Source organism: Phnomibacter sp. (assembly GCF_036803085.1).
Taxonomy (GTDB): Bacteria; Bacteroidota; Bacteroidia; order Chitinophagales; family Chitinophagaceae; genus Phnomibacter.
The window spans coordinates 1-26,508 of sequence record NZ_DAIRUZ010000009.1 but is presented as its reverse complement, the minus strand read 5'-3'; the positions used below and the strand labels follow the sequence as shown (position 1 = coordinate 26,508).

Annotated in this window: 19 protein-coding genes; 5 read left to right on the top strand and 14 right to left on the bottom strand. The window is 48.3% G+C overall.

Annotated elements, in window-relative coordinates; genetic code table 11:
* Window positions 1-102 precede the first annotated feature (102 nt).
* Entirely contained in the window at window positions 103-1,455 is a 1,353-nt protein-coding gene (locus tag V7Q13_RS15530) for a Gfo/Idh/MocA family protein (protein ID WP_333801586.1), read from the bottom strand.
* A gap of 173 nt (window positions 1,456-1,628) precedes the next feature.
* Complete coding sequence (gene tig, locus V7Q13_RS15525; protein WP_333801585.1) at window positions 1,629-3,005, bottom strand: trigger factor; 1,377 nt, start codon at window positions 3,003-3,005, stop codon at window positions 1,629-1,631.
* A gap of 269 nt (window positions 3,006-3,274) precedes the next feature.
* Here tig and recA point away from each other — a divergent pair, with 269 nt between their 5' ends.
* Window positions 3,275-4,321, top strand: coding sequence for a recombinase RecA (gene recA, locus V7Q13_RS15520; RefSeq protein WP_333801584.1), 1,047 nt, complete (start codon window positions 3,275-3,277; stop codon window positions 4,319-4,321).
* A 332-nt stretch (window positions 4,322-4,653) separates the two neighbouring features.
* Here recA and V7Q13_RS15515 read toward each other — a convergent pair whose 3' ends face one another.
* The 5 genes from V7Q13_RS15515 to V7Q13_RS15495 all read right to left on the bottom strand — a co-directional run bounded on the left by V7Q13_RS15515 (window position 4,654) and on the right by V7Q13_RS15495 (window position 9,253).
* Window positions 4,654-5,943 (bottom strand): M20/M25/M40 family metallo-hydrolase, encoded by a 1,290-nt coding sequence (locus V7Q13_RS15515; protein WP_333801583.1) that lies wholly within the window; start codon window positions 5,941-5,943, stop codon window positions 4,654-4,656.
* 9 nt (window positions 5,944-5,952) lie between these two features.
* Entirely contained in the window at window positions 5,953-6,396 is a 444-nt protein-coding gene (locus V7Q13_RS15510) for a rhodanese-like domain-containing protein (RefSeq protein ID WP_333801582.1), read from the bottom strand.
* 111 nt (window positions 6,397-6,507) lie between these two features.
* On the bottom strand, window positions 6,508-7,014 hold the full coding sequence (locus V7Q13_RS15505; RefSeq protein WP_333801581.1) for a universal stress protein: 507 nt from the start codon (window positions 7,012-7,014) through the stop codon (window positions 6,508-6,510).
* A gap of 150 nt (window positions 7,015-7,164) precedes the next feature.
* Entirely contained in the window at window positions 7,165-8,547 is a 1,383-nt protein-coding gene (locus V7Q13_RS15500) for a sensor histidine kinase (protein WP_333801580.1), read from the bottom strand.
* Window positions 8,537-9,253 (bottom strand): response regulator transcription factor, encoded by a 717-nt coding sequence (locus V7Q13_RS15495; protein ID WP_333801579.1) that lies wholly within the window; start codon window positions 9,251-9,253, stop codon window positions 8,537-8,539. The genes V7Q13_RS15500 and V7Q13_RS15495 overlap by 11 nt, the downstream gene beginning before the upstream one ends.
* 256 nt (window positions 9,254-9,509) lie before the next feature.
* Between V7Q13_RS15495 and rlmD the strand changes: the two genes are divergently transcribed.
* On the top strand, window positions 9,510-10,913 hold the full coding sequence (gene rlmD / locus V7Q13_RS15490; protein WP_333801578.1) for a 23S rRNA (uracil(1939)-C(5))-methyltransferase RlmD: 1,404 nt from the start codon (window positions 9,510-9,512) through the stop codon (window positions 10,911-10,913).
* Window positions 10,914-11,043: 130 nt separating this feature from the next.
* Here the strand turns inward: rlmD and V7Q13_RS15485 are convergent, their stop codons facing one another.
* Window positions 11,044-12,231, bottom strand: coding sequence for a M12 family metallopeptidase (locus V7Q13_RS15485; protein WP_333801577.1), 1,188 nt, complete (start codon window positions 12,229-12,231; stop codon window positions 11,044-11,046).
* A gap of 314 nt (window positions 12,232-12,545) precedes the next feature.
* Here V7Q13_RS15485 and V7Q13_RS15480 point away from each other — a divergent pair, with 314 nt between their 5' ends.
* Genes V7Q13_RS15480 through nagA form a run of 3 tightly spaced genes read left to right on the top strand, consistent with a single transcriptional unit; the run spans window position 12,546 to window position 20,394 of the window.
* On the top strand, window positions 12,546-14,459 hold the full coding sequence (locus V7Q13_RS15480; RefSeq protein ID WP_333801576.1) for a caspase family protein: 1,914 nt from the start codon (window positions 12,546-12,548) through the stop codon (window positions 14,457-14,459).
* Between the two features lie 14 nt (window positions 14,460-14,473).
* Entirely contained in the window at window positions 14,474-19,249 is a 4,776-nt protein-coding gene (locus tag V7Q13_RS15475) for a CHAT domain-containing protein (RefSeq protein ID WP_333801575.1), read from the top strand.
* Between the two features lie 44 nt (window positions 19,250-19,293).
* On the top strand, window positions 19,294-20,394 hold the full coding sequence (gene nagA / locus V7Q13_RS15470; protein ID WP_333801574.1) for an N-acetylglucosamine-6-phosphate deacetylase: 1,101 nt from the start codon (window positions 19,294-19,296) through the stop codon (window positions 20,392-20,394).
* Between the two features lie 7 nt (window positions 20,395-20,401).
* On the opposite strand, the gene V7Q13_RS15465 is transcribed toward nagA, so the two are convergent.
* From V7Q13_RS15465 to V7Q13_RS15440, 6 genes are all read right to left on the bottom strand, one after another.
* Complete coding sequence (locus tag V7Q13_RS15465; protein WP_333801573.1) at window positions 20,402-21,763, bottom strand: S41 family peptidase; 1,362 nt, start codon at window positions 21,761-21,763, stop codon at window positions 20,402-20,404.
* A gap of 123 nt (window positions 21,764-21,886) precedes the next feature.
* Window positions 21,887-22,576 carry a monofunctional biosynthetic peptidoglycan transglycosylase gene (mtgA, locus tag V7Q13_RS15460; protein WP_333801572.1) on the bottom strand — a complete coding sequence of 230 codons (690 nt, stop codon included), beginning with the start codon at window positions 22,574-22,576 and terminating at the stop codon, window positions 21,887-21,889.
* A 45-nt stretch (window positions 22,577-22,621) separates the two neighbouring features.
* Window positions 22,622-23,152 (bottom strand): hypothetical protein, encoded by a 531-nt coding sequence (locus V7Q13_RS15455; protein WP_333801571.1) that lies wholly within the window; start codon window positions 23,150-23,152, stop codon window positions 22,622-22,624.
* Between the two features lie 78 nt (window positions 23,153-23,230).
* Complete coding sequence (locus tag V7Q13_RS15450) at window positions 23,231-23,860, bottom strand: LysE family translocator (protein WP_333801570.1); 630 nt, start codon at window positions 23,858-23,860, stop codon at window positions 23,231-23,233.
* Window positions 23,861-23,885: 25 nt separating this feature from the next.
* The gene (locus tag V7Q13_RS15445; protein WP_333801569.1) at window positions 23,886-25,439 is read right to left on the bottom strand and encodes a GH3 family domain-containing protein; all 1,554 of its coding nucleotides are present in this window, start codon (window positions 25,437-25,439) and stop codon (window positions 23,886-23,888) included.
* A gap of 52 nt (window positions 25,440-25,491) precedes the next feature.
* Window positions 25,492-26,310 carry a hypothetical protein gene (locus V7Q13_RS15440; RefSeq protein WP_333801568.1) on the bottom strand — a complete coding sequence of 273 codons (819 nt, stop codon included), beginning with the start codon at window positions 26,308-26,310 and terminating at the stop codon, window positions 25,492-25,494.
* Window positions 26,311-26,508: the final 198 nt, after the last annotated feature.

The following is a 26,508-nucleotide window of genomic DNA, read 5'->3' as shown; positions in this document are numbered from 1 at the left end:
GTATTTTTTGAACCACGAAGACACGAAGTCCCGATAGCTATCGGGAGCACAAGGAACATTCAGCAAATGCAATCTGCTCCTTGTGCCTTCGTGGTACTGTTTTTAAGAAAGTACTTTCATATTCTCCGGATCCCACAGTACGTATTTCTTTTCGAAATAGCTGTCATTACATAGCAGTGCAGGTGCACAGGCACGGAAGCCAAACACAGGATCTTCGGCTACAGTGCCACCAGTGCGGATGGCCCGGAAGAAATTGCCGAAATGATCGTAGTGAGCACCCTTGTAGCCGTCTTCAGCTTTGTACACAGTTTCGCGGGGCGGCAGCATTTTTTTGCGTTCTTCTTTCGCCATGCCTTGCTCGGCAGCTTTGGCTTTCAGGAAGGGATCGTTGGTGCCCGCATCGGCGTTCAAACGAACCGTTACTTTTTCCCATTCCACATCCATGCTACCCTTGCTACCGTTGAGCCGCAGGTAGGTGGTACCGCTGGTGCCATCTACAAAATTGCAGCGCAGGCTCAGGTCGAAACCGGGATGTGCTTGCGTAGCCGGATAGTCGAACATACCCAGCAACACATCGGGTACATCGCGGCCATCTTTCCAGTAGCGCAGGCCACCCATAGCGGCTATTTTAGTAGGACCCATGCTGTTGGTAATGAAGTGCAGACTGCTGAAGAGGTGTACAAACAAATCGCCACTCATACCGGTACCATAATCGAGGTAATTGCGCCAGCGGAAAAAGCGTAGTGGATCGAAAGCATGCTTCTTGTTGATTTCGTATTTATCCCAGGCTACCGTTTGTGCATTGCCGTCGGCGGGGATTTTATATTGCCATGCTCCTTCCGGACTCATCCTTGCCCAAAAACCTTCGGCATAGTTGAGTTCGCCAATGGCACCTGCTGCCAATAATTCTTTGGCCTTTTCATTGCCCAAAGAGCTGACACCCTGGCTGCCCACCTGATATACTTTGCCGCTTTTTTTCCAGGCGTTTACCAGCGCCCAACCTTCGCTTACTTTGTGCAACATCGGCTTTTCGCAATACACATGCTTGCCTGCTTCCAGCGCTGCTATACTAATGGGTTGATGCCAGTGATCGGGTGTGCCGATAATCACCGCATCTACATCACTACGTTTCAGTAATTCTTTGTAATCGTTGGTGGCAAACAATTGTTGGCCCCAGCGCTGTTTGGCAGCATCAATACGGCCCTTGTACAAATCGCATACAGCGGTGATGGTTACATTGGCATGCTGCAGTGCCGATTTCATGTCTTCGGTGCCCATTCCGCCGGCACCAATCAGTCCCATGCGAATGGGTTGATCATCAGGCATCGGCATTATCCTGTGCAGCGGATGGTGAATGGCTGGCGCATCAGCAGCCAATACAGATTTGCCGGCTATCATAGCGGCCCCGGCAAGGCCCATTTGTTGTAAGAACGAACGACGGTTTTTCTGGCTCATAAGGCATCACATTATAGCCAATGAATGTAGCCAAAATATGAAGTGGTAAATAGGTAAGTTTTTTTAATAATCGTTGGCGGAGATTGAACATCATGTGTTATAAAAAAACGCCCCGGATTTTCCGGGGCGTTCATTTATTTATTCATGGCCCTTACAAATCAGCGCCATGCAGATTAATGTGCGTGGTGGTGCTGGTGCTTGGCAAATTCTTCGGCGCTTACTTCTTCGTCGTTGAATTTGGTTACCTGCGACTCAGCCCATGTAAACAGCTTGTCGGTCATCAGCTGGTTGTACATCTGGTCGATGTATTTGCGGTCGCTCATCATACGGTCTACATAGCTGTCGAGCCATGCAGTGCTTTCATCCAGCGTGGTTACGCCCATGTAGCCCATCATTTGGCGCTTCGCAAATTCGCGGAGCTCTTCGGGGTTTACCTGCAGCTGGTTGTCTACGGTGAGCTTATCGCTAATGAGGGTCCACTTCAGCGAGTTGGTAAACGAGGGAAACTCGGCTTCTACTTCCTCGGCAGTCTTGGGCTTTTCGCCACCACTCTGCAACCAGCGCTTCAAAAAGTCAACGGGCAGTTCGATGTTTGTATTGTCGATGAGGTAGTGATAGATTTCGTCGTGCACCTGGCTACGAGCTTGGTTAGCCCAGTAACCTTCGATGTCTTCTTTTACGGCCTGCTTAAATTCTGCTTCGGTAGCAATGGCTTTGCCTGGGAACAGTTGGTTAAAGAACTCTTCGTTGAGGTCACGCTTTTCTACAAAACCAATTTTGGTAATGGTAATCTTGAATTTTTTGCTGCCCGCATCGGCTACTTCATTCAGGCCGAGGTCGCCTACAATCCATTCTTTTTCTTTGGCTTCAAAAGCTTCATCCAGTGTAACAGTTATGCTGTCGTCTTTTTTCAGGCCATTGAGCTGAGGGCGAACGGCTTCAGCAAAATAGCTTACCAGCAGGCTGTTGTCTTTGGTAGCGCCGCCTTCTACAGCATTGCCTTCAGCATCAACTTCGGTAAAGGTTACGTTCAGCACACACTGGTCGTTGTTAACCGTTTCGGGCTCCTGCATGTTGCCATAACGGTTTTGCAGGCGGCTTACTTCTTCTTCAACCATTTCGTCGGTTACCTTCACCTTGCGGCGCTTAATAGTTGCGTCGGCAGGGTTGGCAACAGTGTAAGCAGGTTTCAAACCAATTTCAAAACTGAAACTGTATTCAGCGGGTTGGTTCATGTCGAGCTTGGCTACCGTGTCTGCATTGTCATCGGTTGGCAAGGGCTGAGCAAAAATCTCTGGACGTTCTTTATCGAGGTAGCCGTTGATTTCTTTTTCAACCGAACGCAATACTTCCTCAGTAAATACGCTGTTGCCAAACATTTTCTTTACGTGGCCCAAAGGAACCATGCCGGGGCGGAAGCCGGGTACATTGGCTTTCTTAGCATAATTCTTCAGCGCCTTATCAAACGCCGGATAGTAATCTTCCTTGGTAATTTGTACGGTGAGGCGGTCTGTGAGCAGGCCTACATTTTCCCGGGTAACTGTTGCCATTGTTATTGCAAAATTTGAAGTTTGAATTTGAGCGTCGGCCAATTGGTCTTTCTCTCGGGCCAGCACCCAATCCCGCATCCTTCCGGATTTGGGGCTGCAAAGGTAACGGAATCACCCCTTGCAAATACACACTTTAGCAGAAGCCTTTTCGCCCCTGCTAAGGGTTTGCGCCGTATCCCAAAAGAAATTAGCATTAAAAAACTAAAAATGTTAGTGTGCAAAAGAAATTGCCCCTATCTTCACCGCGTTAATACTTTTATATTTTAGTAATGGCCAAGAATTCTACTAACACCGAAAACGAGACTATGAGCAACAATGCCAACGCCGAAAAGCTGAAGGCCCTCAAGCTAACCATCGACAAAATCGACAAAGATTTTGGCAAGGGTAGCGTAATGATGATGAACGAAAAGGGCACCGCCCAACTGGAAGTCATTTCAACCGGCTCCATCGGGCTGGACACCGCTCTGGGTATTGGCGGCTTGCCTCGTGGCCGGATTATTGAAATCTACGGTCCTGAATCGAGTGGTAAAACCACGCTGAGCACTCACGTAATAGCCGAAGCCCAAAAGAAAGGCGGCATGTGTGCCATTATTGATGCGGAACATGCCTTTGACAGCAACTATGCGCAAAAGCTGGGCGTAGATGTAGACAACCTGCTCATCAGCCAGCCCGACTACGGCGAACAGGCACTCGAAATTGCCGACCGCCTCATTTTGTCTGGCGCCCTGGATGTTGTTGTAATTGACTCAGTAGCTGCACTGGTGCCAAAAGGCGAACTGGAAGGCGAAATGGGCGATAGCAAAATGGGTTTGCAGGCCCGACTGATGAGCCAGGCCTTGCGTAAGCTCACCGCTACCATTAATAAAACCAATACTGTCTGCATTTTCATCAACCAATTGCGTGAAAAAATTGGTGTGATGTTTGGTAACCCCGAAACCACCACCGGTGGTAATGCCCTTAAGTTTTATGCTTCTGTGCGGTTAGATATTCGCCGGGTAAGCCAGATAAAAGATGGTGATGAAGCCGTTGGTAACCGTGCCCGGGTAAAAGTGGTAAAAAACAAAGTGGCCCCGCCTTTCCGTCAGGCTGAGTTCGATATCATTTTTGGTGAAGGCATCAGCAAGAGTGGCGAAATCATTGATATGGGCGTAGAGCTCGGCATTTTACAGAAAAGCGGCAGCTGGTTTAGCTACGAAGGCAACAAACTGGGACAGGGCCGCGATGCGGTAAAAGAACTGGTGCGGGATAACCCCGAACTGAGTGCCGAAATCGAAGCCAAAATCAGAGCGAAAATTCAAGAAATGCAAGCGGCATGATTATTGCCTTGACTATTTTGATCCAGGTTGTTTCTTAACGCAGGCGAATTCTTTTGCCAGCATCAGCAGCCAACGGATTTTACAGCAAAACCGCCTCCACCAGCCAGGGGGCGGTTTTCTATTTTCAGTTCGTTAACATCTTGCGGGTTTTACGCAAAAAAGCCCACCAAAATTGGGTGTTTCCCGTATTGCTAACCGATATAGTTTGTTGCACTTTTACACACTCGATAGGTTGCTCATACGAACCACCCGACGAGTTTGACCCTTTACCCCTGAAACAAACCACCTGCAACACCTGCGCCATCACACCCGGCGTGGGTGTTGTCTTTTTTTTATCGGGTGAGGCGGTACACCAATACGGCTGCTCTTTCTGTAAGCCGTGGTAGTTCTTTCATGTTGATGATTTCGCCGGGAGCATGTGCACCACCGCCACTGGCACCCAAGCCATCAATACAATCAACATACTGAGCCACCCAACTAATGTCGCCGGCACCGCGGCTACCGGGGTCACCTGCTTTTACAGGCCCCAAGCCCATGGCCATGCTCACATCGTTCAGCTGTTGTACCAACTGTAGGTTGCCCGGCTTGGGCTCCATGCTAGGAAAGCCATCATAAAATTCTATTTGTGCAGCAGTGCCCCGCAGGTTATTTACCACAATCTGACGCATGTTGTTGCGGGCATTGGCTTTTTGTTGTTCGCCCAAAAAACGCAAATCGCCATACACCACCGTAGCCGGTGCTATAATATTGGTTTTGCCACTCACCGTAGCCCGAAATGCTTCATCATTGGTGTTGAGTTCTGTTCCTCCTGCTATTACGCCCGGGCTAAAGGTCAGGTACTTTTCGCCTTCCAATTTTTGGCGAAACTCCGTCAAAATTCTGGCGGCTTCATAAATGGCGCCATAGCTGCCATTGGCGCCAAACATGCCTGCTGAGTGAGACTGCTTGCCTTGCACCGTCAGCTTCCAGCTGCTGCTGCCACGGCGTCCAATGGCCACCGTGCTGAAGTTTTGTGCGGTTTCAAAACCCAAGGCAATATCGCTGGCTTTGGCACGGGCAATAAAATCTTGCCGGCTTACCCATTCCGGCGAGCCAGTACTTTCTTCATCGCCGGTATAGTAGCATACAATCGTGGCGTCATCTATCAAATTCAAATTGGCCAGTGCCTGGCAAATGGCCAGCATCATTACATTGCCGCCTTTCATATCAACCACCCCTTGGCCGGTAGCTGTGCTGTCGTTAATCATGCGGAAAGGATTGGCTTCCATATCGGGTTCAAACACCGTATCCAAATGGCCAATCATCAAAATGCGTTTGCCTTTTTTACCTTTTCTGTAAGCTACTAAATGACCGGCACGTTTCAACGAATCGGGCAGGCTAATCCACTCTGTGGTGAAACCAATTTTGCGATACGCCGCAGCCAGTTTTTCGCCCACGGCTTTTACCCCGGCAATGTTGAGCGAACCGCTGTTGATGTTCACCGTTTCTTTCAGCAGCTCCACATTGGCCGCATGCTGACGTTGTACTTCGGCCACAATTTTTTGCTCTGTTGCAGTAAGTGATTGCGCCTGTGTAGCTACTGCCGCCGCAGCAAGCAGCATCAAAAAGAAGAATGATTTCATGCGAAAATTTTATTGAACTGGAAAACCTTTGTCTATCCAATCAACCTTGATATTGGTAGACAAATTGAGTAGTTGATGTTTGGTAAAACCCATGCTATTGAGCAGTGCAAATGCCGGCCGGATATTGGGGCAATTGCGAAACGGACAACACCCACAGTAAATCACCACGGGCTTGGATTTATCCTGTTGTTGCAATAAGGTTTTGAGTTTGGCAATATTGGCCGGATTGCCACCGGGGCCAATGTCTACCGAACCTTTGATGATAGCACCCGGCCCAATGCTGATGATGAGTGGCACCTGCTTGCCCGACTGAATATTGGCCGCCAGTTGTGTCGGCGGCATCAACTGATGGGGCTGCCAGGGCTCTGCACCCGATGGTTGAGCACAGGCCATGAACATGGGCATGCAAGCAATAAGCAACAAACCATAATAACGACGCATATGTGTAGCCATGCCGTAAAGATAGGCGGTAGCTATACCCGACATAAACAAAACCGGCTGCCTGTGCAGGCAAACCGGTTTGTACTCATGGTTGATCTTCGTATGGATCGGGTGTGATGGTGCTTATCCAAATGCAACAGCATAGCGGCTTGCCTGCTGATCTTTCTCATCCAACTGCGGCATCATGGTTTTAATGGTGGCTGTTGGCAGCGATGGCCGCAACACAGGCACGGTAGATTTCACAAATACCTGTTCGGGGTGAATACTGTATTCAGTGGGCAATTGCCATTCCAGCCCTTCGGCAAGCATCAATGCATCCACGTTATGACGCTGTACATAATCGTTGAAAACACGTTGTATGTCCAGGTATAAAAAATCGGTGTAAATGCTATCGATCTGACCGTTTGATTGCTGCCTGATTTTTTCTACTTCGTTGCGGTACGCTTCTGTAAACAAGCTGAGGTATTTGCGTTCACGGGGCAGCATCAACAAATCCATCGGGTCATTAGAAATCCGCATGATGTGCAACAATACAATTTGCAATTGCTCATCGGGAAAGGCCTGCATGGCTGCTCTTACCGCTTGCAAAGACTTTACTGTAAAATCTGTAGGTACAATCAATTTCATCATGGTGCAACAATTGAGGCCTTCATCAATCAATTTCGATTGATGATGCAAACCTAGAACCGCTGCAGCAGAAAGGTCTTAAGATGGCATTAATCATTCATTAGAATGTGCTGAGCAAGAATGATGGCATTTTTAATGTGGAGATTAGAAATTCTAATCTGGCTTGGCGCTGTACATGAGTTGCGGCAGTACAATGGTAATACTGGTGCCTTTTCCTTCTACCGATTCCACGGTTATTTCGCCATGGTGCAACCGAACAATGTTGCGGGCCAATGGCAAACCAATACCATAGCCCATGTAGCCACTCACATTGGAGGCACGGAAAAAAGGATCGAAAATATAAGGCAGGTCTTTGGAAGGAATGCCAATGCCTTTGTCGGCAATGCGAATGATAAGGTTGGGCGAATGCACATCCAGACTTACCAGCACTTCGTTGTTGTCGGAGTACTTGCAGGCATTGATGAGCACATTGGAAAAAGCAGATTGTAACAAATCTTTATAGCCCCATAACTGCAGCTGTTCTTCCTGCTCGGGCAGGTGGCTGAAATCGAAGCGAATGCGATTGTTGGGGTAAATGGCATCGGCCAGTTCTTTGGCACGAAGCAGTTTTTCATCAATACGCAACCGTGTCATTTCTTGCCGGCCACCATCAAAGCCGGTGCGGGCCATGCTCAGCAGCGAACGGGTTATTTCTTCCAACCGCTCTGCCTGCTTTTGAATGGTTTGTAACGATTGCTGATATTCTTCGGCACTGCGGGTTTTCAGCAAGGCCCATTCTGCTTCGCCCATAATGCTGGTGAGCGGTGTACGCAGTTCGTGTGAGGCATTGCCAATAAAACTTTTTTGCGACTCGAAAGATGTTTCCAGGCGGTCGAGCATGTGGTTAAAAGTGCTGGCCAGTACGCCCATTTCATCTTGGCCCGATCCTTCGGGCAAACGCACCGTGAGGTTATGCACTCCAATGTCTTTGGCTTTGCTCGTAAAATCGAGTACGGGTTTTAAAATGCGCCGCGAAAACAAAAAGCCCACAAAACCCAATATCAGTGCTTTGATGATGAAGCTGGCGATAAGCAACCATTGCAGGTTGTTGAGAAACTGTACACCATAATCGTTTCTGCCCGACACTACCACCACATACTTGCCCCAGCTTTCGGGCACGTACAAACCGGCATACAAGGTATTGCCATCGCGGCCTACGGCAGAGCCCTTGGCTACCGCATCGCTAATGAGGCTGGCAGGTATTACCGCCTGCATGCCACTGTCGGGTTGCGACTGCTCATTCAGCCGAATGAAATATTGTTTTTCCGAAGGCAGTGTTTCAATGTATTCATTGCGCAGCTCATTGAAAGCCGTATTGCCTTTGGCCGCATCTTCAAGTGTAATACGGGCTGCCAGCCTTGCCCGTAGCTCTAAGCGTTTGTAGAAATCGGCAAACACATTTTGGTTGGCAAAAAAATACACCAGGCTGCTAAACAGCAACACAATGGCCGCTACCACTGCAATGAACAACCCTGTTAGTCTTGCTCTAAGTGTCATGCTCTTGCTGCAGGGCATACCCCATGCCAATGATGGTTTGAATGAGTTTTTGCTGGTGTGGCTTGTCTATTTTTTTGCGCAAATAGTTGATGTATACATCCACCACATTGGTGCTGAGGTTAAAGTCGATGCCCCACACATTTTCCAAAATATCTTGCCGGCTGAGTACCCGGTTGGGGTTTTGCATCAGGTACTCCAGCAGGCGGTATTCGGTAGCCGTGAGTGAAATGGGTTGCCCGTTTCTTTCTGCTGCTTTTTTGCGGGGCAGTAACACCAAATCGGCCATTTGCAACGGTTGATCGTTGCTTGTAGGTGCCGCATCGCCGGCCGTAGGCTTGGCCCTGCGGATGAGGTTACGCACCCTGGCCATCAGTTCGGCCAGTTTAAACGGTTTCACCATGTAATCATCGGCACCCGCATCCAAACCGTGCACAATTTGCTCGGTGCTGGCCAGTGCGGTGAGCATGAGTATGGGCGTATCAATGCCTTCGCTGCGGAGGGTGGCGCAAATTTCCAGCCCTGTTTTGCCGGGCAGCATCACATCCAGTATCAGCAGGTTGGCCATTTGCTGCCGGGCCAGCGATAGTGCCGACACGCCATCAAAAGCCAGGCTGATTTGATAGCCGGCTTCACTCAGCCCTTTGTGCAGCAAGGAGGCTACATCGGGATCGTCTTCTACTATTAAAATGGAAACTGGGGTTTGCATGGTATGCTGCAAAATAGCACTTGCTGATTTAGGAGCGGTATATCGTTTTTGTAAAAGACAATGAGACAAGGATGTGTAGAAAATGCAATGGGACACGGATTTGCAGGATGAAACGGATGTTCACGGATTCGTTGATCATCAACTTTTTTCTGTGAAGCAGGCTAATAGAGAACCGCTGCTTGTTTAGCATTGGCACATTTTCATATTAGCTAATTGGCACATTGGCATTCCTCCTCGTTACCTTTGCCGCCTCATTATGCGCAAAAAGAAAAATCAGTTTGTACGTGGGTTGGAGCTCACGGCCTACGCTGCCGAAGGCAAAAGCCTGGGCCGGATAGATGGTAAAGTGGTGTTTGTAGAAAGAGCCGTGCCCGGCGATGTGGTAGATGTATTGCTCACCCGCAACAAAAGCGATTGGGCCGAGGGTGTACCCGTGGAGTTCATTAGCTACAGCCCCGACAGGGTGGCGCCTTTTTGCGAACACTTTGGTGTATGCGGCGGCTGCCAGTGGCAAATGCTGCCCTATGAAAAACAACTGGTTTTTAAACAACAGCAGGTATATGACCAGCTCACCCGCATTGGCGGTGTGGCGGTAGAAAACCTGTTGCCCATAGCGGGCTGCCAGCAAACCACCGGCTATCGCAACAAGCTGGAATTTACGTTTGCCAACAAACGCTACCTCAGCCGCGAAGAACTCAACAACCCCGATGTAACTGCCTTGGGCAGCTTTGCAGGCTTTCATGCCAAAGGCGTGTTTGACAAAGTGGTACACCTGGGCCACTGCCACCTGATGGCCGAACCAGCCAATCAGATACGAGATGTGCTGCGCCAAAAGGCCATCGACATGAACATGCCTTTTTACGACGTGAAGCAACACAACGGCTGGATGCGGGGCGTACAATACCGCCTGTGTACCACCGGCGATTTGATGGTGAATGTGATGCTGGGCTATGAGCAAAAAGACATGCGCCAACAGCTGCTCGACAACTTACTGCAGCAAGTACCGGTCATCACTACTTTGTATTATACCATCAATACCAAGTTCAACGATAGTATGATGGGCCTGGAGCCACAACTCTATTTTGGGGCCGCCCATGCTACTGAAAAGCTGGAAGATTTTCGGTTTCTCATCAGTCCGAAATCGTTTTTTCAAACCAATACCAAACAGGCAGAGAAGCTGTACCAAATTACCCGCGACTTTGCAGAGCTGGATGGCACTCAAAACCTGTACGACCTGTACTGTGGTACCGGCAGCATCGGTATTTTTTGCAGCAAGGGAGCCCGGCAGGTAATTGGCGTAGAGTTGGTAGATGAAGCCATTGCCGATGCCAAAGCCAATGCCGCACTGAACGGGCTGGATCATACCCACTTTTACGCTGGCGATGTGATTGACATTTGCGACGATACTTTTTTTGAAAAACATGGCCGACCCGACGTGATTATTACCGACCCACCACGGGCTGGCATGCACGAAAAACTGGTGCAGAAAATATTAGAGATGGCCGCACCCACCGTGGTGTATGTGAGCTGCAACCCTGCCACACAAGCCCGTGACCTGCGCCTGCTGGCTGCCAAATACGAGGTAACCAAGGCCCAACCGGTCGACATGTTTCCGCATACCCACCACATAGAAAACGTGGTGCAGCTGAAGCTTAGGTAGTGAAAGAAAATGCTACGTCATGTAAAGGCAATATGGTGATGTTGCCAATAAGTTTTGCAAGCAACCGCAGGTATACAAAAAAGCCTCCCAATGTTGAGAGGCTTTTTTTAATGTATATGTCCAACAGGTTTTATCTGTTCATGCTAAAGGCAATGGGGTTGCTGCTGTAAATGGGTTTGAATTCGTCTTTGCCAGACACCCATGTTTTAAACACCACTTTAATTTCGGAAGTATTGGCCCCTTTAGGAATTTGGCTGTAAGGAATAAACAGTTCAAAATCATCGGGTGCATTTTTGTTGGCACTCAATACCTGGCCTGGTTCCAGTACAAAGTTGCGGTACGTGGCTACGGCACCACTTACATTGTACGATTTATCGGTGGCGGGCAATGCACGGCCATCTTTATCATACACAATGGCGATAAAGTAAACTGTGCCTTTTACACCAGCGGTACTTACTACAAACGAAGGATAAATGCGCAGTCCCTGATTTACCGGATCATGCTTGATGGTAGTGGTGGTATATTCCGATACGTTGATGCGGGGCACTTCGTTGGCACGTACACCATCGCGGGGATACAAGATGGCAGCCATGCGTTTGTCACCATCACTCATCACCATGTTCCATCCTACGCTGTAGCCATTTTTGGTGTGGCGAGGATTAACAGGGTAGTGCATAATACTCTTCGGATCATACGCAGTACCATTCGTATAGGTTTGCTTAGCTACATACACCACCTGGTTGTCTACATCGTCTTTGCCCCAGCCTACTTTGGCATAGTCGGCATACAGGGTATCCATGTTCCACTGAATACCGCTCATGGGGCTAAAGTGTTCGTGCATCATACCAATGGCGTGGCCAAATTCGTGTACTACTGTGCGGCCCCAAGAGTTAGATGCAGTAAGACCTACAGAGTCGAAGTGCATGGTATGCTCGTTTTGTGGCACAGAGTTGCAGTAGGTGCCCAGCATAGAGTAGTTCGATTTTTTCTGGCTAAACATCACCCGCACATTGGCACGGCCGCTTTGCACAAATTCAAACTTGATATTGGCAAACTGTTCCCACTCACGGGCATATTGTTTTACCATTTCCTGCAGGCGTGGGCTACCATTCATGAACTTTACATAAATGGTTTCACCAACATCCCACAAAAAATAATTGTCGGCAAGGCCACGTGTTTTGGTAGTGTCAATAAAGGCCACTTTGGCCAGTCTGGCTTCCGCTTCTTTGGTAGCGCATATCTGTGCCTGTGCACTGCTGTACATACTCATTATGGCCAATGCCATCCCCGCGGCTTTCAATACTTTTAAAGATTTCATGCGATATGTTTTTTTAAGGTGGATGATTGACTGATTGCTTGTGTTGTTTTCACAAAAGCCCGGTAGCTTTATTGGTACTTTGTGTGATGAGATAACAACATGCAACCAGACAGTTGTGCTAACTTGGGTAAAACTAAGCTATGCGGCTGTGCCCGGGCATACCCGCCAATGGGTATTTTTAGTGTGTGCAGGTTCGGCTACCTTTTCACCGTAAATTAAGCACAAACTCTCTTATGCCAGCATCTTACTGTTTCAAAAAAAAAGAAATACGATTCTTGCCAGTTGTAGCATGGCTGTGTTGCTGCTTTTTGTGTATGGCTTTTGCTACGGCAACACATGCACAAACTAAAAGGGCATTGCTCATAGGCGTAGGTACTTACCCCGATGTACGGTGGAAGCCGCTCAGCTCTGCTAATGATATTGCGTATTTAAAAACAGCCTTGCAATTACAAGGCTTTCAGCCCGCTAATATGTTGGTGCTTACCGATGCAGCAGCTACCTACAAAGGCATAGATGATGGCTTTGATCAATTAAAAAAACAATGCAAACCCGGCGATGTAGTGTATGTACATTTTTCGGGCCATGGCCAGCAAATAGAAGATGATGAAGAAAACCCCGATGAAGCAGACGGCTATGATGAAGCACTGGTACCTTTTGATGCACGGGGCAAATACGACCCGGTAAAATACTACGGGCAACATCACTACCGCGATGATGCACTGGGCCGCCAGCTGGAGGCGCTGCGCAATGTGCTTGGTAGCAATGGTAGCTTGCTGGTAGTAATAGATGCCTGCCATTCTGGTACTGCTACCCGAAGTGGCAGCATTGCCATTACCCGTGGCGATCCGGCACCATTTGCCAGCCCCGAATACAAACCCAAACTCAAAACCACCCTGGGTGCACGTACCACTGCCGAAGGGTTTATGAGTGCTGCACCACTCAATACAGCCAACATGGTGGTGTTTAGCGCCAGCAGCCCCAATCAGGTAAATTATGAAACCCACGATGCCAAAGGGCAGGGCGTAGGATCGCTGAGTTATGCAGTAGCAAAAGCGCTGCAGCAACTGCCCCGTCAGGCTACTTATCAGCAGTTGTTTGCTTCGGTAAAAAGCATGATACAAGCTGAATACCAGCAGCAACTACCGATGATGGAAGGCGATGGTACACAGCAGGTATTTGCCGGCAGCTACCTGCCACAATCTAAACAACTGCAGGTAGACCGCTGGACAAGTGATAGCACGTTCATTATTCAGCAAGGGCAACTACAAGGTATTTATGCCGGTACTTTGGTACAGGTAAAAACGGCCGGCTCCAACAGCACAGTTACAACAGCGGTGGTTACAGAAAGCAATGCGCTGTCATCTGTATTGCAGCCCCGCCAACAAATAGATAAAGCCATGCCGTATAATATTCACATCATCAGTTATGGCACAGCGGCTGTGCAGTTGCATATAACATTGCAGGCAGATAAAACAGTTCCAAAAACAACCACCGACGCGGTGCAAGCCTGGCTAAAAAAACAACCCGGTGTAGTACTTTCCAGTGCGGGTGATTATTTGCTTCTCCTGAGCAAAGCCACCAACGGTACCAGCATGGAGCTGCTGGAAAAAGGTGATGTGGTACAGCACAGCACTACTTTGGCTACGGGCAAAACTTTTGACGCAGCTATGCAACAGCAGTGGCAGCAAGCACTCAAAGCCACTGCCCGCAGCCGTTACCTTCGGCAAATGAATGATGGTGGTCCGCTGGCAGATAAAGTGCAGGTAATCATTGCCGCCGAAGGCATGAAAGATGCATCCAATGAGTGGAAGCTTACACCCGGTTCTGAATACAAAATTTCTATCATCAACAACAGCGATACAAGGCTCTACTTCAACCTCCTGAATATTTTGCCCAATGCCAAAAGTCAGGTGTTGCTGCCACAGCCCGATGAGCAACCTCAAGACTATTCTGTTGGGCCCGGCCAGCCTTTTGAAATAGATGGCATAGCGGTGGATGATAATGCTACTGAAGGCAGAGAATATTTGCGGGTGGTATTGAGCATACGGCCGATTGACTTACGCCCCGTGTTCGAAGAAACACCCGATGATAGCCGCAAACGTAATATTGGCGGCACATTTGAAAAGTGGCTGAATGAAAGTTTGGAAAATACCGGAACTGTACGTACCAGAAGCGGCAATGATGAAGTAACTATTGTAAGTGCTGGATTTCAGGTAGTGAAAAAGTGATAAACCCTCAACACATGAAACGGAAGCTGTATTTGCCCATTCTGCTTGGCACTATGCTGATGACTGTATGCAACCATCTTTTGTTTGCACAAATACAAACACGATCTGTTCATGTGTTTGTAGATTCGGCCTTTGTACGAAATGACAGTTCATTGCTACTGCTAAGGCACGGTAGCAATGTAGGTTTGAAACTGCATCAGCAAGGTTCAGTCATTGCCCGATACCTGAAAGCATTTGAAAAAGAGAACTATAACGAAATTGGATTTGGGCGCATCATTGCACTCAACAGAAATGCAGCATTGCTTTATATGGGCAAAGGCATTGGTCAAAAACAACGGCCCATTTTAAAAGATGATTTGGTAAAGTTTGACTACCGGCCAGCTACTGCCGGCGCCATATTTACAGAACTCGCCGCCCGGGGCATCATTTTTACCGACATATCTAAAAAACCGCACTATAGCTTACCGGGTATTATACAAATGCCCAGGGGGATACATGAAGATTCACTCATTAAGCAAATGATTGCTGAGTTGAAAGAAACCGTTGAAATGATTCGGCCTTCTACAGATAGCAGCAGTTCGCTAATGAAGCCCCTGCCTGGAGGTCGTTATAAAGGACGCACGGTGATAGACATTATGGATAATGCTACGCCACAAGATGTAAGAGAGTACATCTATTTTGTACTGAGCTACCCCGGCAAGTACATGGGCTATTATTATAAGTTTAATGAAACATTTGCTACCTGGGTACTGAACGAAGCGCCATCTGGCAGCTGGGAGTACATGCTGCAATGGCAACAACTGCAAGACACACCCGATCAACTGCAAAAATGGCTACGCCAAAAAAGTGCTGTACTGCGCAAAGAAAAACTCACCGGTATGTTTTTCGATGAAGCGGTGAGCTATAGCAAAGAAGATAAAAATGATAGTGCACTGCTCATGATAAAGGCTGGCTTGAACATAGCGCAAGTCATTAATGATACCTTGGGTAAAGCCTCGCTATGGCAGGCTTGGGCACAAATTTATCAGGACAATGAACAGTACGCCGAAGCCATCCGCTGCACCGATAGCACATTGCGCTACGCAAGCATGGCAACCAATCATGCTTATTTGTTTGCAGCGTATTTTAAAAAAGCGTATTGCCTGTACAAAAGCAGCAACTATACACAGGGTAAAAAAGTACTGGCTGATGCAGAAAAACAACTATATAGTTATGCAGGTAAAATGAAAACCAACGACTCTCTCGACCATTGGCGTAAACGCTACGAGTACGAAGGGTGGATTGACTACTCTGCAGGCAACTATGAGCAGGCAATGAAAAATATGCGTAAAGCCATTGCTGTAAATCAGCAACTGGTATCTGCATCGGCTACCGAAAATATTGCCAGCGATTATTGGTATGTGGGCCGTATTTATAAAGAGCAAGGTTTCTACGACAAGTCTTTAAAGGCTTATGATAGTGCCTATACCATGTATGCACAACTCAATAGCGATTACTCCATGGCCTACACGCAAAACGATATTGGCCGTGTGTACTACAGCATGGGTAAATATGCCGAAAGCAAACGGTATCATCAATTGGCATACGCCGCCATGCTCAGGCTGGAAAAATGGGATAATGCAGGGTATGCCAAATCAATGCTGGCCAGTAATCTGGAAATGGAAGACAGCATTGCTGCTTCTATAGATGCACACAACACGTCAATAGACTTGCGCCGCAAGGCGAATAACAAAGATGGCCAGGCATTCAGCTGGAAAAAACTGGGCAAATTGTATGAACGAGTGGGACAGAAAGCTGCAGCACTGCAAGCCTACGATAGTGCAGCTCATTTTTATGCCGCCATTGGCGATACATCGCAACAAGCACAAAACCTGCTGAACCTTGGCCAGGTGTACGAAAATGATAAAGACTTTAGAAAAGCCCGTTCGTACTACGAACGGGCCGCAGACGTATTGAAAAGATTGCAGAGTAAATCGGGCTACATAGATGCCCTGTTCAAATTGGGTTCCGTTACCTGGACAATTGACTCAGTTGCTTCTGAAAAGTATTACACCGCATGTTTGCAAGAATCCAAAATTGTAAACGACCGGGTAAACCAACTCTACAGCATGGTAAATTTGAGTGCATTGGCTGGCAGGCGAAACGATTTTGTAACCGCAGAAAAATGGATGCAGGAAGCATTGCCACTCGCATTGGCTACAAAAGATCCTGCCATGGAAGCAAAGTGTTACGAAAACATTGGCGGGCTTGCTGAAAGCCGTTTGAAAGTGGCTGATGCATTTTATTTTTATCGTAAAGCTTCACAGATTTATGATACACTCGATAAGCCCAAATACCTGCGTTCGCAATTGCGCCTGGCCAACCTGATGGTATCAAGTGGTAAGGCAGATAGTGCAGCCATCATCAACAAAGCGGTGATTGCACAAGCTGCTAAATCAGGCTACTCATTAGAGCAGGGCGATGCATTGATTGCCCTGGCATTTCAATACACCTTACAGGCCCGCTATACCGAAGGGTTGGCGCTGAGCGATAGTGCTGAAAGAGTGTATGCCTTATCGGGCAACAACAACAGCCGGGCAGCTGTGCTCGGTAGTAAAGCGCTGCAACACATGGGCATGGGTAATTATGAAGCCAGCATTCGCAGTTTTGCTTTGGCCGATTCTATTTACAGCATTGAAAAAAATGAATGGGACCGCTCTATTGTTGCCAACAATACTGGCGTAGTGTACACACATCAGGGGGCTTATCAAACCGCCATTACCTATTTCAGCAAAGCATTGCAGTTGCGGCCCTACAAAAGCGATGATGAAAGCAGCATCCGCTCCAGAGCCAATATGGCAGAGTGCTACATGTACCTCAAGCGAAACGATTCGGCACTGGCCATTTTGCAACCGCTGTATCCCATTGCCCGCAAAGAACAACTCTCCCGATTAAGTGGTAGCATGGCCATGACCATGAGCCGCATTTATATCATTGAACAGCAGCCCGACAAAGCATTGCCTATGGCACAAGCTGCCTACGACGACGCCAGTAAAAACGGTATTCCCGATGCACAGGCAGAAGCTTTGATGCTGTTGGGTGTGCTCAACAGAGGCAGCAACAATACAAAAGCGTTACAATACCTGCAGCAAGCTACAGCCTTGAGTGAAAAGTATAACATGCTCACCATTGGATGGGAGGCATATTATGAGTTGGGCGAAAATTACTATGCACAAAAAGATTTTCCTAATGCCATTGCTGCTTTTAAAAAGGCGGCTGATCTGATTGACAAAAACAGCAACAATATTTTTGGTGGAGAAGATGCCCGCAAAACTTATCAATCGAGTGGTAAAAAACCAGAACTCTACACCCGTTTGATTTCGGCACTCACCGCCACCGGTGCTACAGAAGAAGCCTGGGCTTTTGCACAAAAAACACAACAGGAAGCAGTGAAAGATTTGTTGGGTTCGCTTAGTGCAGATGCCAGCAATGCCGATAAAGCCGCAGCTCTGCAAAAGCTACTCGATCTGCAACAAAAAAGAAGTGGCATCGACAAGAGTATTCAGCAACTACAGGCCAATGCAAAAGGCAACAATGCTGAACAGCTGAAAACGCTGCAGCAAACCCGTGAAATTTTGGAAAAGGAATACCTGAACTATGTAACCGTTTTGGTAAAAACGTATCCTGATATCGATGGCTATTTTTCTAAGAATGTGAACCCTGAAGATTTTAAAGACATCAAAGAAAATATACCTGATGATGTAGCCATTGTGTTGTATTTGCTCAATGGCAAACAGCTGCTCATTTTCACTGCTACAAACAAAAAAATTGCAGTAAAAGAACAGCTGCTTACGGCTGATCTCGAACCCATGGTAGACCAATACATTGCTACCTTGAGTAACCCAGCAAAAACTGCCAGTGGCAAACCGTTGGTGCTGCGTAGCACCATCAAGAAAAAGCTGACACCACCGGCAAATGCCAAACCATTTGCAGAGCAAAGCGATGCTTTATACCAGCTGTTGATAGCACCTATCGAAGCAGATATCAAAAACTACCAGTCGCTGTGTATTATTCCCAATGGCAAACTCAGCAATCTGCCTTTTCAGTGCATTGGTAAAAAGACGGATGATGGCAATGTGCGGTACCTCATCGAAGATCATGGCGTGTTTTACACCAACAAACTCACCGTGTTTTTGAAGGCTGGTCGCAAGGATAAAAGTCTTGCTTCATTCACTGGTTTTGGCAACCCCGATAAAAGCCTGAACAGTGCAGGCAAAGAAGTGGAAGCCATTGGCAAGATGCTGAACACGACCAATATCTTTCTACAAGACTACGCCACCGAATCCAAAGCCAAACAGAGTTTGGAGCAAACCAAGTACATCCATTTTGCTACACACGGTGTGCTCAACTACACCGATTTCAGCAGCTCTTACCTCAAAATGGCCAATGTACAAGATGGTGGTGAAGATGGCGAATTGCGCATAGATGAAATCAAATCACTTAGTATTAACGGTTGCGAATTGGTGACTTTGAGTGCCTGCGAAACAGCGGTGAACCAAGAGCTGAAAAAAGGCTGGTACATTTCGCCTGCCAATGCATTTTTGGTGAGCAGTGTACGAAGTGTGGTAGCTAGTTTATGGGCGGTAGATGATGACGCCACCAACATATTGATGCAAGCATTTTACCAAAACCTGCAAACCATGGATAAGCAGGAAGCCCTGCGCAAAGCACAGGCCACACTGAGTGCTACACCTGGCTTTGAGCATCCGTTTTACTGGGGCGCTTTTGTATTGTACGGCGATTGGCGATAACGACTACAGCTACAGTTGTACATTTGAGCACAACATTTGTCCTCATGCAACACTGGCTGACCAACGCACAAATTTTTACAGGTACCGAATGGTTGAGCAATGCACATGTATGCGTTGCCGATGACCGGATAGCAGCTGTAACTACCGAACAGCCTGCAGCAGATGTACCACAACACAACTGCCACGGGCATCGCTTGCTACCGGCGTTGATAGATGCACAAATCTATGGTGGTGGTAGTCGTTTGTTTGCACAGTACCCCGATGAGGAAAGCCTGAGCTTGCTGGCTGCAGCCAACCGCAAAGGCGGTACAGTGGCTTGTTTGGCTACCATTCCAACTTTTCATATGGAACGCATATTGGAAAGTGCGAAAGCTGTGAAAACCTATATCGCTAATGGCGGTGAAGGCATACTAGGCCTGCATTTGGAAGGCCCTTTCATTCATGTAGAAAAACGGGGAGCCCATGTAGCCGAATGGGTAACGGTGCCCACCGTGCAACAAATAACCGAGATACTAGAAGCCGCAGACGGCTACTTAAAAATGATCACCGTGGCACCCGAATGTTGCAGCAATGAAGTGCTGCAAATGCTACAAGATGCAGGTGTGATTATTTCTGCCGGGCACAGCAATGCCAGCTATGCACAAGCACAACAGTTTAGCAGGCGAGGTGTACAAACCGTAACGCATTTGTTCAATGCTATGACGCCGTTGCACCACCGCAACCCTGGCATACCGCTGGCAGTGTTTGAAGATGAAAACCTGATGGCATCCGTTATTCCGGATGGCATACATGTAAACTATGGCATGATACGCATGGCCAAGCAACTGATGGGCGAACGTTTGTTTTTCATTACCGATGCCGTAACGGATTGCTATGAAGGACCGTATCAGCATGTACTCAATGATGACCATTATGCATTGCCGAATGGTACGCTGAGCGGCTCTGCTATCAGCATGTTGCAGGCAGTACGCAATGGCATCACGCATATTGGACTGACGCCGGATGAAAGCATTCGCATGGCGGGTTTGTATCCGGCCAGGCTGTTGCAAATCACAGATGATTACGGAAGCATTGCCGTGGGCAAAAAAGCAGCACTCATAGAAGTGGATGATGATTGGAACCTGGTGAAGCAATATGGATTTTAGAAAAGCATTACTGCTTCATCAACTCCAATGCTTTTTGCATTGCAGCATCTCTTCGGTAGCGAATATCGCTGCTGTTGGGCATCACTTCAATGTCGGGCATCACGCCACGTCCGTTATTGGGCAGGCCGGCATGGGTAATAATGCGAAACAACGGCAACCTTGCTCTAATGCCGGTGTTGGGCAAGGTAATGTCAGGTGTCATTACGGCGCTGTTGCCACGGGCACCACCACCAGTTTCTTCACCAATGCGTACTGTTTGTGGCCTGTCGGCTATGTGTTGCAAAAACAAAATGGATGCAGAAAAACTGCGACCATTCATGAGCACATACAATTGGCCATCAAAATGATTGTAGCGTTTGGGCTCATATAATTTTCTTTCCATCAAGCCCATGTGCCTTCTGCCATCGGCTTTGTATGGCGCTATTACCCAACCAAAGAGTTTGTAAAACCAATGCACTTGCACAGCAGCAGGTTTCGGAAAATTAAAACCTACAGCACTTACCGAATCGGCAATGCGAAATGGTTGATGGGCGAGGTATCTGGCCAGCATGGCGCTGTTCGAAATTTTGCCACCACCATTGTCGCGGATGTCTACTACCACATGTTGCATCTCTTGCTTCGCAATGCTGCGAAAGCTGCGACGGACAAATTTTTTAAAACCATTGCCACTAAAACTGCTGATGCGCAAATACGCATACTGCCGGGCAGTATCAATGCGCATAAATCCAAATGCGTGACGCTTCATACCATCGGGCTGTGGACGAGGAGCCGGAGCTCTCACCGCTTTGTTGCGGTTGCTATCGGGCAAGCGGGGCATTTGCAAACCCACTTTGGCTATTTGTGATTTTCCGGCACTGTCTACATACTGAATGTTGTACGTAGGTTTCAATCCATACATCCAGCGAAAGCGGCTGGGAAAGCTGGCACTCAAAATGGCGTCGGCATAGCGGTGGGTAGTACCATCAACTGATATGTACGCTTCCATTTGGCGGATGAGTGTATGCACGGGCACACTATCGATATGGGTGATGGCAACGCCGCGTTTTACACTGTCGCGGTTGGGGCCGGTGTTGTCTGTTACAATCATGCTGTCGCCCCACACTTTTACCTGCAAGGGAAAGCTGGCACCTGGGCGGTTGTTCAGCGCTTTGCTGATGCTTTTGGGCGACATGATGGAAGTGTGCCCGCATCGAATGGCTGCTGTGGCATAAGCCAGTCGCAGCCTGAACTCAGGTTCAGGAAGACTATCTGTAAGTGAACGAATCAATTGTTGAAAGCGGGCATCCACTGTATCGGCGGGAGTGTACCAGTTGTACGATGGATGCACCTGCCGGTAGGTTTGCCACAGCAGTTGTGCATCTGCTTGCATTTGTGCAGGGCTGTATTTTTTGCCTACAACATATTTGCTGCCTGTGCAAGCCTGCATCAGCCATAGTATCGACAGCCATAAAACTCCGGCATATTTCCTGCACCGCATCTTCAAAAGTAAGGACTACTTGCTTGTGGCTATCACCCGTTGAATATCGGGGTCGCCATCTATGTTGCTCATTTGGCGCAGCACCCAACCACTATGGCGGCTCACAAATTTGCTAAGCGGTTTTACCGTGTATACTTTGGGGTTGCGCAAACAAGCAGCTATTTGTGCAGCCTGCTGCCGGGTAAGTGCCGAAGCAGGTTTGCCATAATAGCGTTGTGCCGCCGCTTCTATACCAAACACGCCTTCGCCCATTTCGGCTACGTTGAGGTAGAGTTCTAAAATACGCTGCTTGCTGTACAGCGTTTCTATCATGAACGTGAAATACACTTCGAGGCCCTTGCGTACCCAACTGCGGCCCTGCCACAAAAACACGTTTTTGGCTACCTGCTGGCTAATGGTGCTGCCACCTCTGATGCGGCCGGGTTTCTTTTTGTTGTAGGCCAATGCTTTTTCAATGCTCTTCCAGTCGAAACCGCTGTGGTCGGGAAACAACTGGTCTTCGGCAGCCATTACCGCCAGCTTCGCATTGGGGCTAATGGCATCGTACGACACCCAGTCTTTGCTGAGGCCGTGGCCACCGAGCAAGCTGCCTATTTGCGTTAGTGTAATGGGTGGCGGAAATACCCAGATATAGAGAATGTACACAAACTGTGCTATCACCAATACAAGCACGGTACGTTTCAGCCGTTTCCAAAATTTTTTCATGGCTGGAAAAATAAGGCACAAGAACCAATTGCTGTGTAGTGGCTTTTACTCTACCACCGAAAGACGGTAGTTTTTGCCCAGCGTATAGCTGCTTTTTTTGAGTTTGGCAATGGTGTAGCCCACTGCTGCGGTACCAAGGCCACCAATGATGTTGGCAATATTGTCTTTGCCAAAGGGTGGATCTTTTTCCCGAACGGTATTCACCAAATTAAGCGCCGTGTAGCCAAGCCCACCTGTCATGAGTACGCCTTCAAACCAGCGGTTTCTTTTGCGGGGCAATGCGCCCACATTGGCCATACTAAAAGCTATGGGGTAACGGCCTGCTGTATCCATGCGAAAAGTGCCCCAAGGTGTAGGCACCCGCACCAGTTGAAAATACGTGAGGAACAAGGAATCCCGCACCAGGCTGTCGAGCCGGCCATTTACAGGCATTTTATCTGTAGTAAAAAAAGAAATGGTACGGCCAGGGTAGTAGCGCTGAATGGTTTTGTTGTTCTTTTTCAACAACAAAGCTGTTGCCTGACTTTGACACAAAGCAGGAAGCAGTAGCAGCGAGGCGATGTACAGTAACTTCACCTTTCAAACTTAACGGGCAATAGTCAAAGTGATGGAGCCAATTTGTTAAGGCGAACGAAATAAAACGGAACGGACAGCTTACTGCATGATGCTGATGATGAGCCCGCCAAAAATGGCGACACCAAAACCAATGAGGATAAGCGCAGAAAGCTGATGAATTTTATGCAGGGTGCGTGGCGTAAGCAAGAGGCGAATACGACCGGCAAAAAACACTTTCAAAATATCGGTGGCCAGCACGGTTACCAGGCAGGCAGCAAACAACAAGGTTCTTTCCCGCAGGGGTAAAAAAGCAAAAGCCGTGCAGGTGCTGAGCCAAAAGAAAATAGGGCCGGGGTTGATGAGGTTCATGAAAAAACCCTGCAAGGAAAAACGCAGCATATCCCGCTGCCGAAAACTGATGTTGAGATCATTGGGGCTGTCATCTTTCGGGTCTTTGCCAAAGAGCAAACTATAGGTGCCCATAATAATTAGAATGAGAGCTCCACCGGCAGCAATCCAGTTTTTGTATTGTAAAACGGAGCTCAACAATTCTGCGGCCAAATTGCCAACAAGTACCAGCAGTACATCGCTAAGACTAACGCCTGCTATGAATGCATAGCCTGCTTTGTGGCCCAGCTTCATGCTTACTTTGAGAATGGCAAACACGATGGGCCCTACCGCTATGGATAAGAACAATCCCAACCCGATGCCTTTCAACAAAATATCCATGCAAGCTTATTGTGAGGCGGACAATTTACGAAGGCTGGGTGGCTGTGCCAACCTTAATCTTGTGCGACTGCAGAAACTGCTGCCAGTCTTCCCACATTTTGCCCTTCAGCACCCGCGGAAACTTGTGCTGTGCACCAATTTTTCCTTTGCTGGCCATAAAGTCGAGGAACGCATGTTCGGGTAGTACTGTCAGCAAAACTTCTTTCAACGCATGCTTGCGTTCTACTTCGTAGTCATCGTTCAGCTGCTTCAGCTTGGCATCTAAGAGCAGGCGAAGCTGAGCTTCATCAACAGGATCGTCGCAGGCTACAAACCAATGGTGAGCAAAGAAATTGCCATAAGGGATGCCCGCCACCGTAAACTCCGGAATGCACACATTGAGCTCATTGGCCACCATTTGAATGGCCCGGTTCATATTTTCTACACTCAGGTGTTCGCCCACCAAACTCAGGAAGTGTTTGGTGCGGCCGGTGATGATGATTTCGAGATGTTCGAGGTCTACAAAGCGAACGGTATCGCCAATAAGGTATCGCCACGCACCGGCATTGGTGCTGATGAGAATGGCATAGTCGCGGCCTTCTTCTACTTCATGAATCATGAGTGCCCGGGCATCGGGCAGCATGTTGCCTTCGGCATCAAAATGCTGTTCGTCAAACGGCACAAATTCAAAGAAGATATTGTTGTTGATGGCCAGCTTCATGCCCTTGGCATGCTGGCGGTTTTGGTAGGCCAAAAAGCCTTCGCTGGCTAAGTAGGTTTCTATGTAAGTAATGGGCTTGCCCAGCAGTTTTTCGAAGCCTTTTTTATACGGTTCCATGGCCACGCCTCCGTGTACATAAAAGCTGAGGTTGGGCCACATGTCGTGGATATTGTTGAGCTGGTAGCGATCAATAATTTTTTCGATGCACAGCTGCAACCAGGCGGGAACGCCTACGATAAAACCAATGTCCCAGTTGGGGGCGTTGGCAACAATCTCTTCAATTTTTACGGCCCAGTCTCTTTCCTTGGCTATGCGTTTGCCCGGCTTGTACAGCCGCTGAAACCAAAACGGAATATTGCGCTGCTGAATACCGCTCAGGTCGCCGGCGTAGTAGGTGGGTCCTTTTTGCAACTCGGTACTGCCGCCCAGCATGAGCCATCCTTTGGGCAGGGCGCCAAAGTTGACATCGTGATAGCCGGTGAGGGAAAACAACTGCCGCAGACTGGTTAGGGTGTTGGCCTTAATGAGGTCTTTGGTAATGGGAATGTATTTGCTGGCCGCTTCGCTGGTACCGCTGCTAAGGGCAAAAAATTTGATCTGCCCCGGCCAGCAAACATCGGGCACACCTTGCAGGGTTTTGTGCCAAAAAGCATTGTACAGCTTGCTGTAATCGTAGGTAGGTACCCGCTGCTGAAAGGCTTTGCCGGCATGGCGGCTCATGAGAATTTCATCGAAACCAAACTGCTGGCCAAACTCGGTATAGCGGGCCTTGGTCAATAGTTTTTTCAGCACTTTCAATTGCATACGCCGGGGGTCGCCGGAGGAGATGTAGAGGCGTCGGGCAATAGACTGCGGTAAAGGAATATTAATGAGTGCCATAGGCAAAGCAACAACAATAGGTAAAGTGCCCACGAATGTACGGGATGCCTATCTATTGGATGCTGACTGTGGATGAGTTTGTGCTGCGGTTGGCTTTTGCCAGCCAAAAGCCTGCAATGCAGGCCAGTGCAGCTACTGCTGCCACAACCAGTGCCACTTGCCCCAACCAGGGCGTGGCAGTTTGTTGTGCACGGTAAATACCGAGCATTGCCCACACCACTACGGCGGCATACAGTGGCTGCCGAAAACCTGCTCCTACCAGCAGGGCGAGTAATCCGGCCACACTCATCATTACCGCCGACCAAACAGCGGGTTCCAGTGGTCCGCCCTGCCAGCCAACATGCACCAATAAGGCGGTGCTGTTGGCAATGGTGGCCACCGAAATCCACCCGAAGTAAATAACGAATGGCGCAAAAAGCAGCCAGCGTATGGAAGCAGTAGCTGTGGCTGAAGCCTTTTGAATGCGTTGAAACTGAAGGAAGAGAAGCGTCAGCAGTACCAGCATGAGGCCAAGGCTGAGCCATACCTGCAGGTAATGCCAGACCAAAATCCAACTTACATTAATGATGCCGCTGATGATGAAGAGGGGGGTGAGTTGCGCTGCCGCATTGCGTTGCGCTGCGGTGGCTTTGCTGCTGAGCAGCCAGCTACTGCTGATAATGACAAACAACAACAGCCAGGTATAAATAACCGACCAGATGCTAAAAGTGAATCCATCGGGTACAAAAAGGTTGGGGTAGAGGGCCGATACCTGCCCGGTATTGAGCCCGTTGATGGGCAAAATATTGGCCATGGCATTGGCAAAAAGGGTGAGCAAAAAACTCAGCCAATTGAGGAGCACTAGCCCTTTGGCAGAAGATGTAGCAGACATGGCGGCAACAATTTTTATAAAAGAAGAACGGCTAAAATAATTTTTTGTTTGGTTGAACAATGGAACCCCCTATTTTTGCAACCCCGAAAGGGAAATTCCTCCTTAGCTCATCCCGATAGCTATCGGGAGGTTAGAGCGGAAAACATTCCTCCTTAGCTCAGTTGGTTAGAGCATCTGACTGTTAATCAGAGGGTCGCT

What these genes read in the sequence shown, in the direction of transcription:
- V7Q13_RS15530 (WP_333801586.1), bottom strand. Translation starts at nt 1,455, where the DNA reads ATGAGCCAGAAAAACCGTCGTTCGTTCTTACAACAAATGGGCCTTGCC.
- tig (WP_333801585.1), bottom strand. Translation starts at nt 3,005, where the DNA reads ATGGCAACAGTTACCCGGGAAAATGTAGGCCTGCTCACAGACCGCCTC.
- recA (WP_333801584.1), top strand. Translation starts at nt 3,275, where the DNA reads ATGGCCAAGAATTCTACTAACACCGAAAACGAGACTATGAGCAACAAT.
- V7Q13_RS15515 (WP_333801583.1), bottom strand. Translation starts at nt 5,943, where the DNA reads ATGAAATCATTCTTCTTTTTGATGCTGCTTGCTGCGGCGGCAGTAGCT.
- V7Q13_RS15510 (WP_333801582.1), bottom strand. Translation starts at nt 6,396, where the DNA reads ATGGCTACACATATGCGTCGTTATTATGGTTTGTTGCTTATTGCTTGC.
- V7Q13_RS15505 (WP_333801581.1), bottom strand. Translation starts at nt 7,014, where the DNA reads ATGATGAAATTGATTGTACCTACAGATTTTACAGTAAAGTCTTTGCAA.
- V7Q13_RS15500 (WP_333801580.1), bottom strand. Translation starts at nt 8,547, where the DNA reads ATGACACTTAGAGCAAGACTAACAGGGTTGTTCATTGCAGTGGTAGCG.
- V7Q13_RS15495 (WP_333801579.1), bottom strand. Translation starts at nt 9,253, where the DNA reads ATGCAAACCCCAGTTTCCATTTTAATAGTAGAAGACGATCCCGATGTA.
- rlmD (WP_333801578.1), top strand. Translation starts at nt 9,510, where the DNA reads ATGCGCAAAAAGAAAAATCAGTTTGTACGTGGGTTGGAGCTCACGGCC.
- V7Q13_RS15485 (WP_333801577.1), bottom strand. Translation starts at nt 12,231, where the DNA reads ATGAAATCTTTAAAAGTATTGAAAGCCGCGGGGATGGCATTGGCCATA.
- V7Q13_RS15480 (WP_333801576.1), top strand. Translation starts at nt 12,546, where the DNA reads ATGGCTTTTGCTACGGCAACACATGCACAAACTAAAAGGGCATTGCTC.
- V7Q13_RS15475 (WP_333801575.1), top strand. Translation starts at nt 14,474, where the DNA reads ATGAAACGGAAGCTGTATTTGCCCATTCTGCTTGGCACTATGCTGATG.
- nagA (WP_333801574.1), top strand. Translation starts at nt 19,294, where the DNA reads ATGCAACACTGGCTGACCAACGCACAAATTTTTACAGGTACCGAATGG.
- V7Q13_RS15465 (WP_333801573.1), bottom strand. Translation starts at nt 21,763, where the DNA reads ATGCAAGCAGATGCACAACTGCTGTGGCAAACCTACCGGCAGGTGCAT.
- mtgA (WP_333801572.1), bottom strand. Translation starts at nt 22,576, where the DNA reads ATGAAAAAATTTTGGAAACGGCTGAAACGTACCGTGCTTGTATTGGTG.
- V7Q13_RS15450 (WP_333801570.1), bottom strand. Translation starts at nt 23,860, where the DNA reads ATGGATATTTTGTTGAAAGGCATCGGGTTGGGATTGTTCTTATCCATA.
- V7Q13_RS15445 (WP_333801569.1), bottom strand. Translation starts at nt 25,439, where the DNA reads ATGGCACTCATTAATATTCCTTTACCGCAGTCTATTGCCCGACGCCTC.
- V7Q13_RS15440 (WP_333801568.1), bottom strand. Translation starts at nt 26,310, where the DNA reads ATGTCTGCTACATCTTCTGCCAAAGGGCTAGTGCTCCTCAATTGGCTG.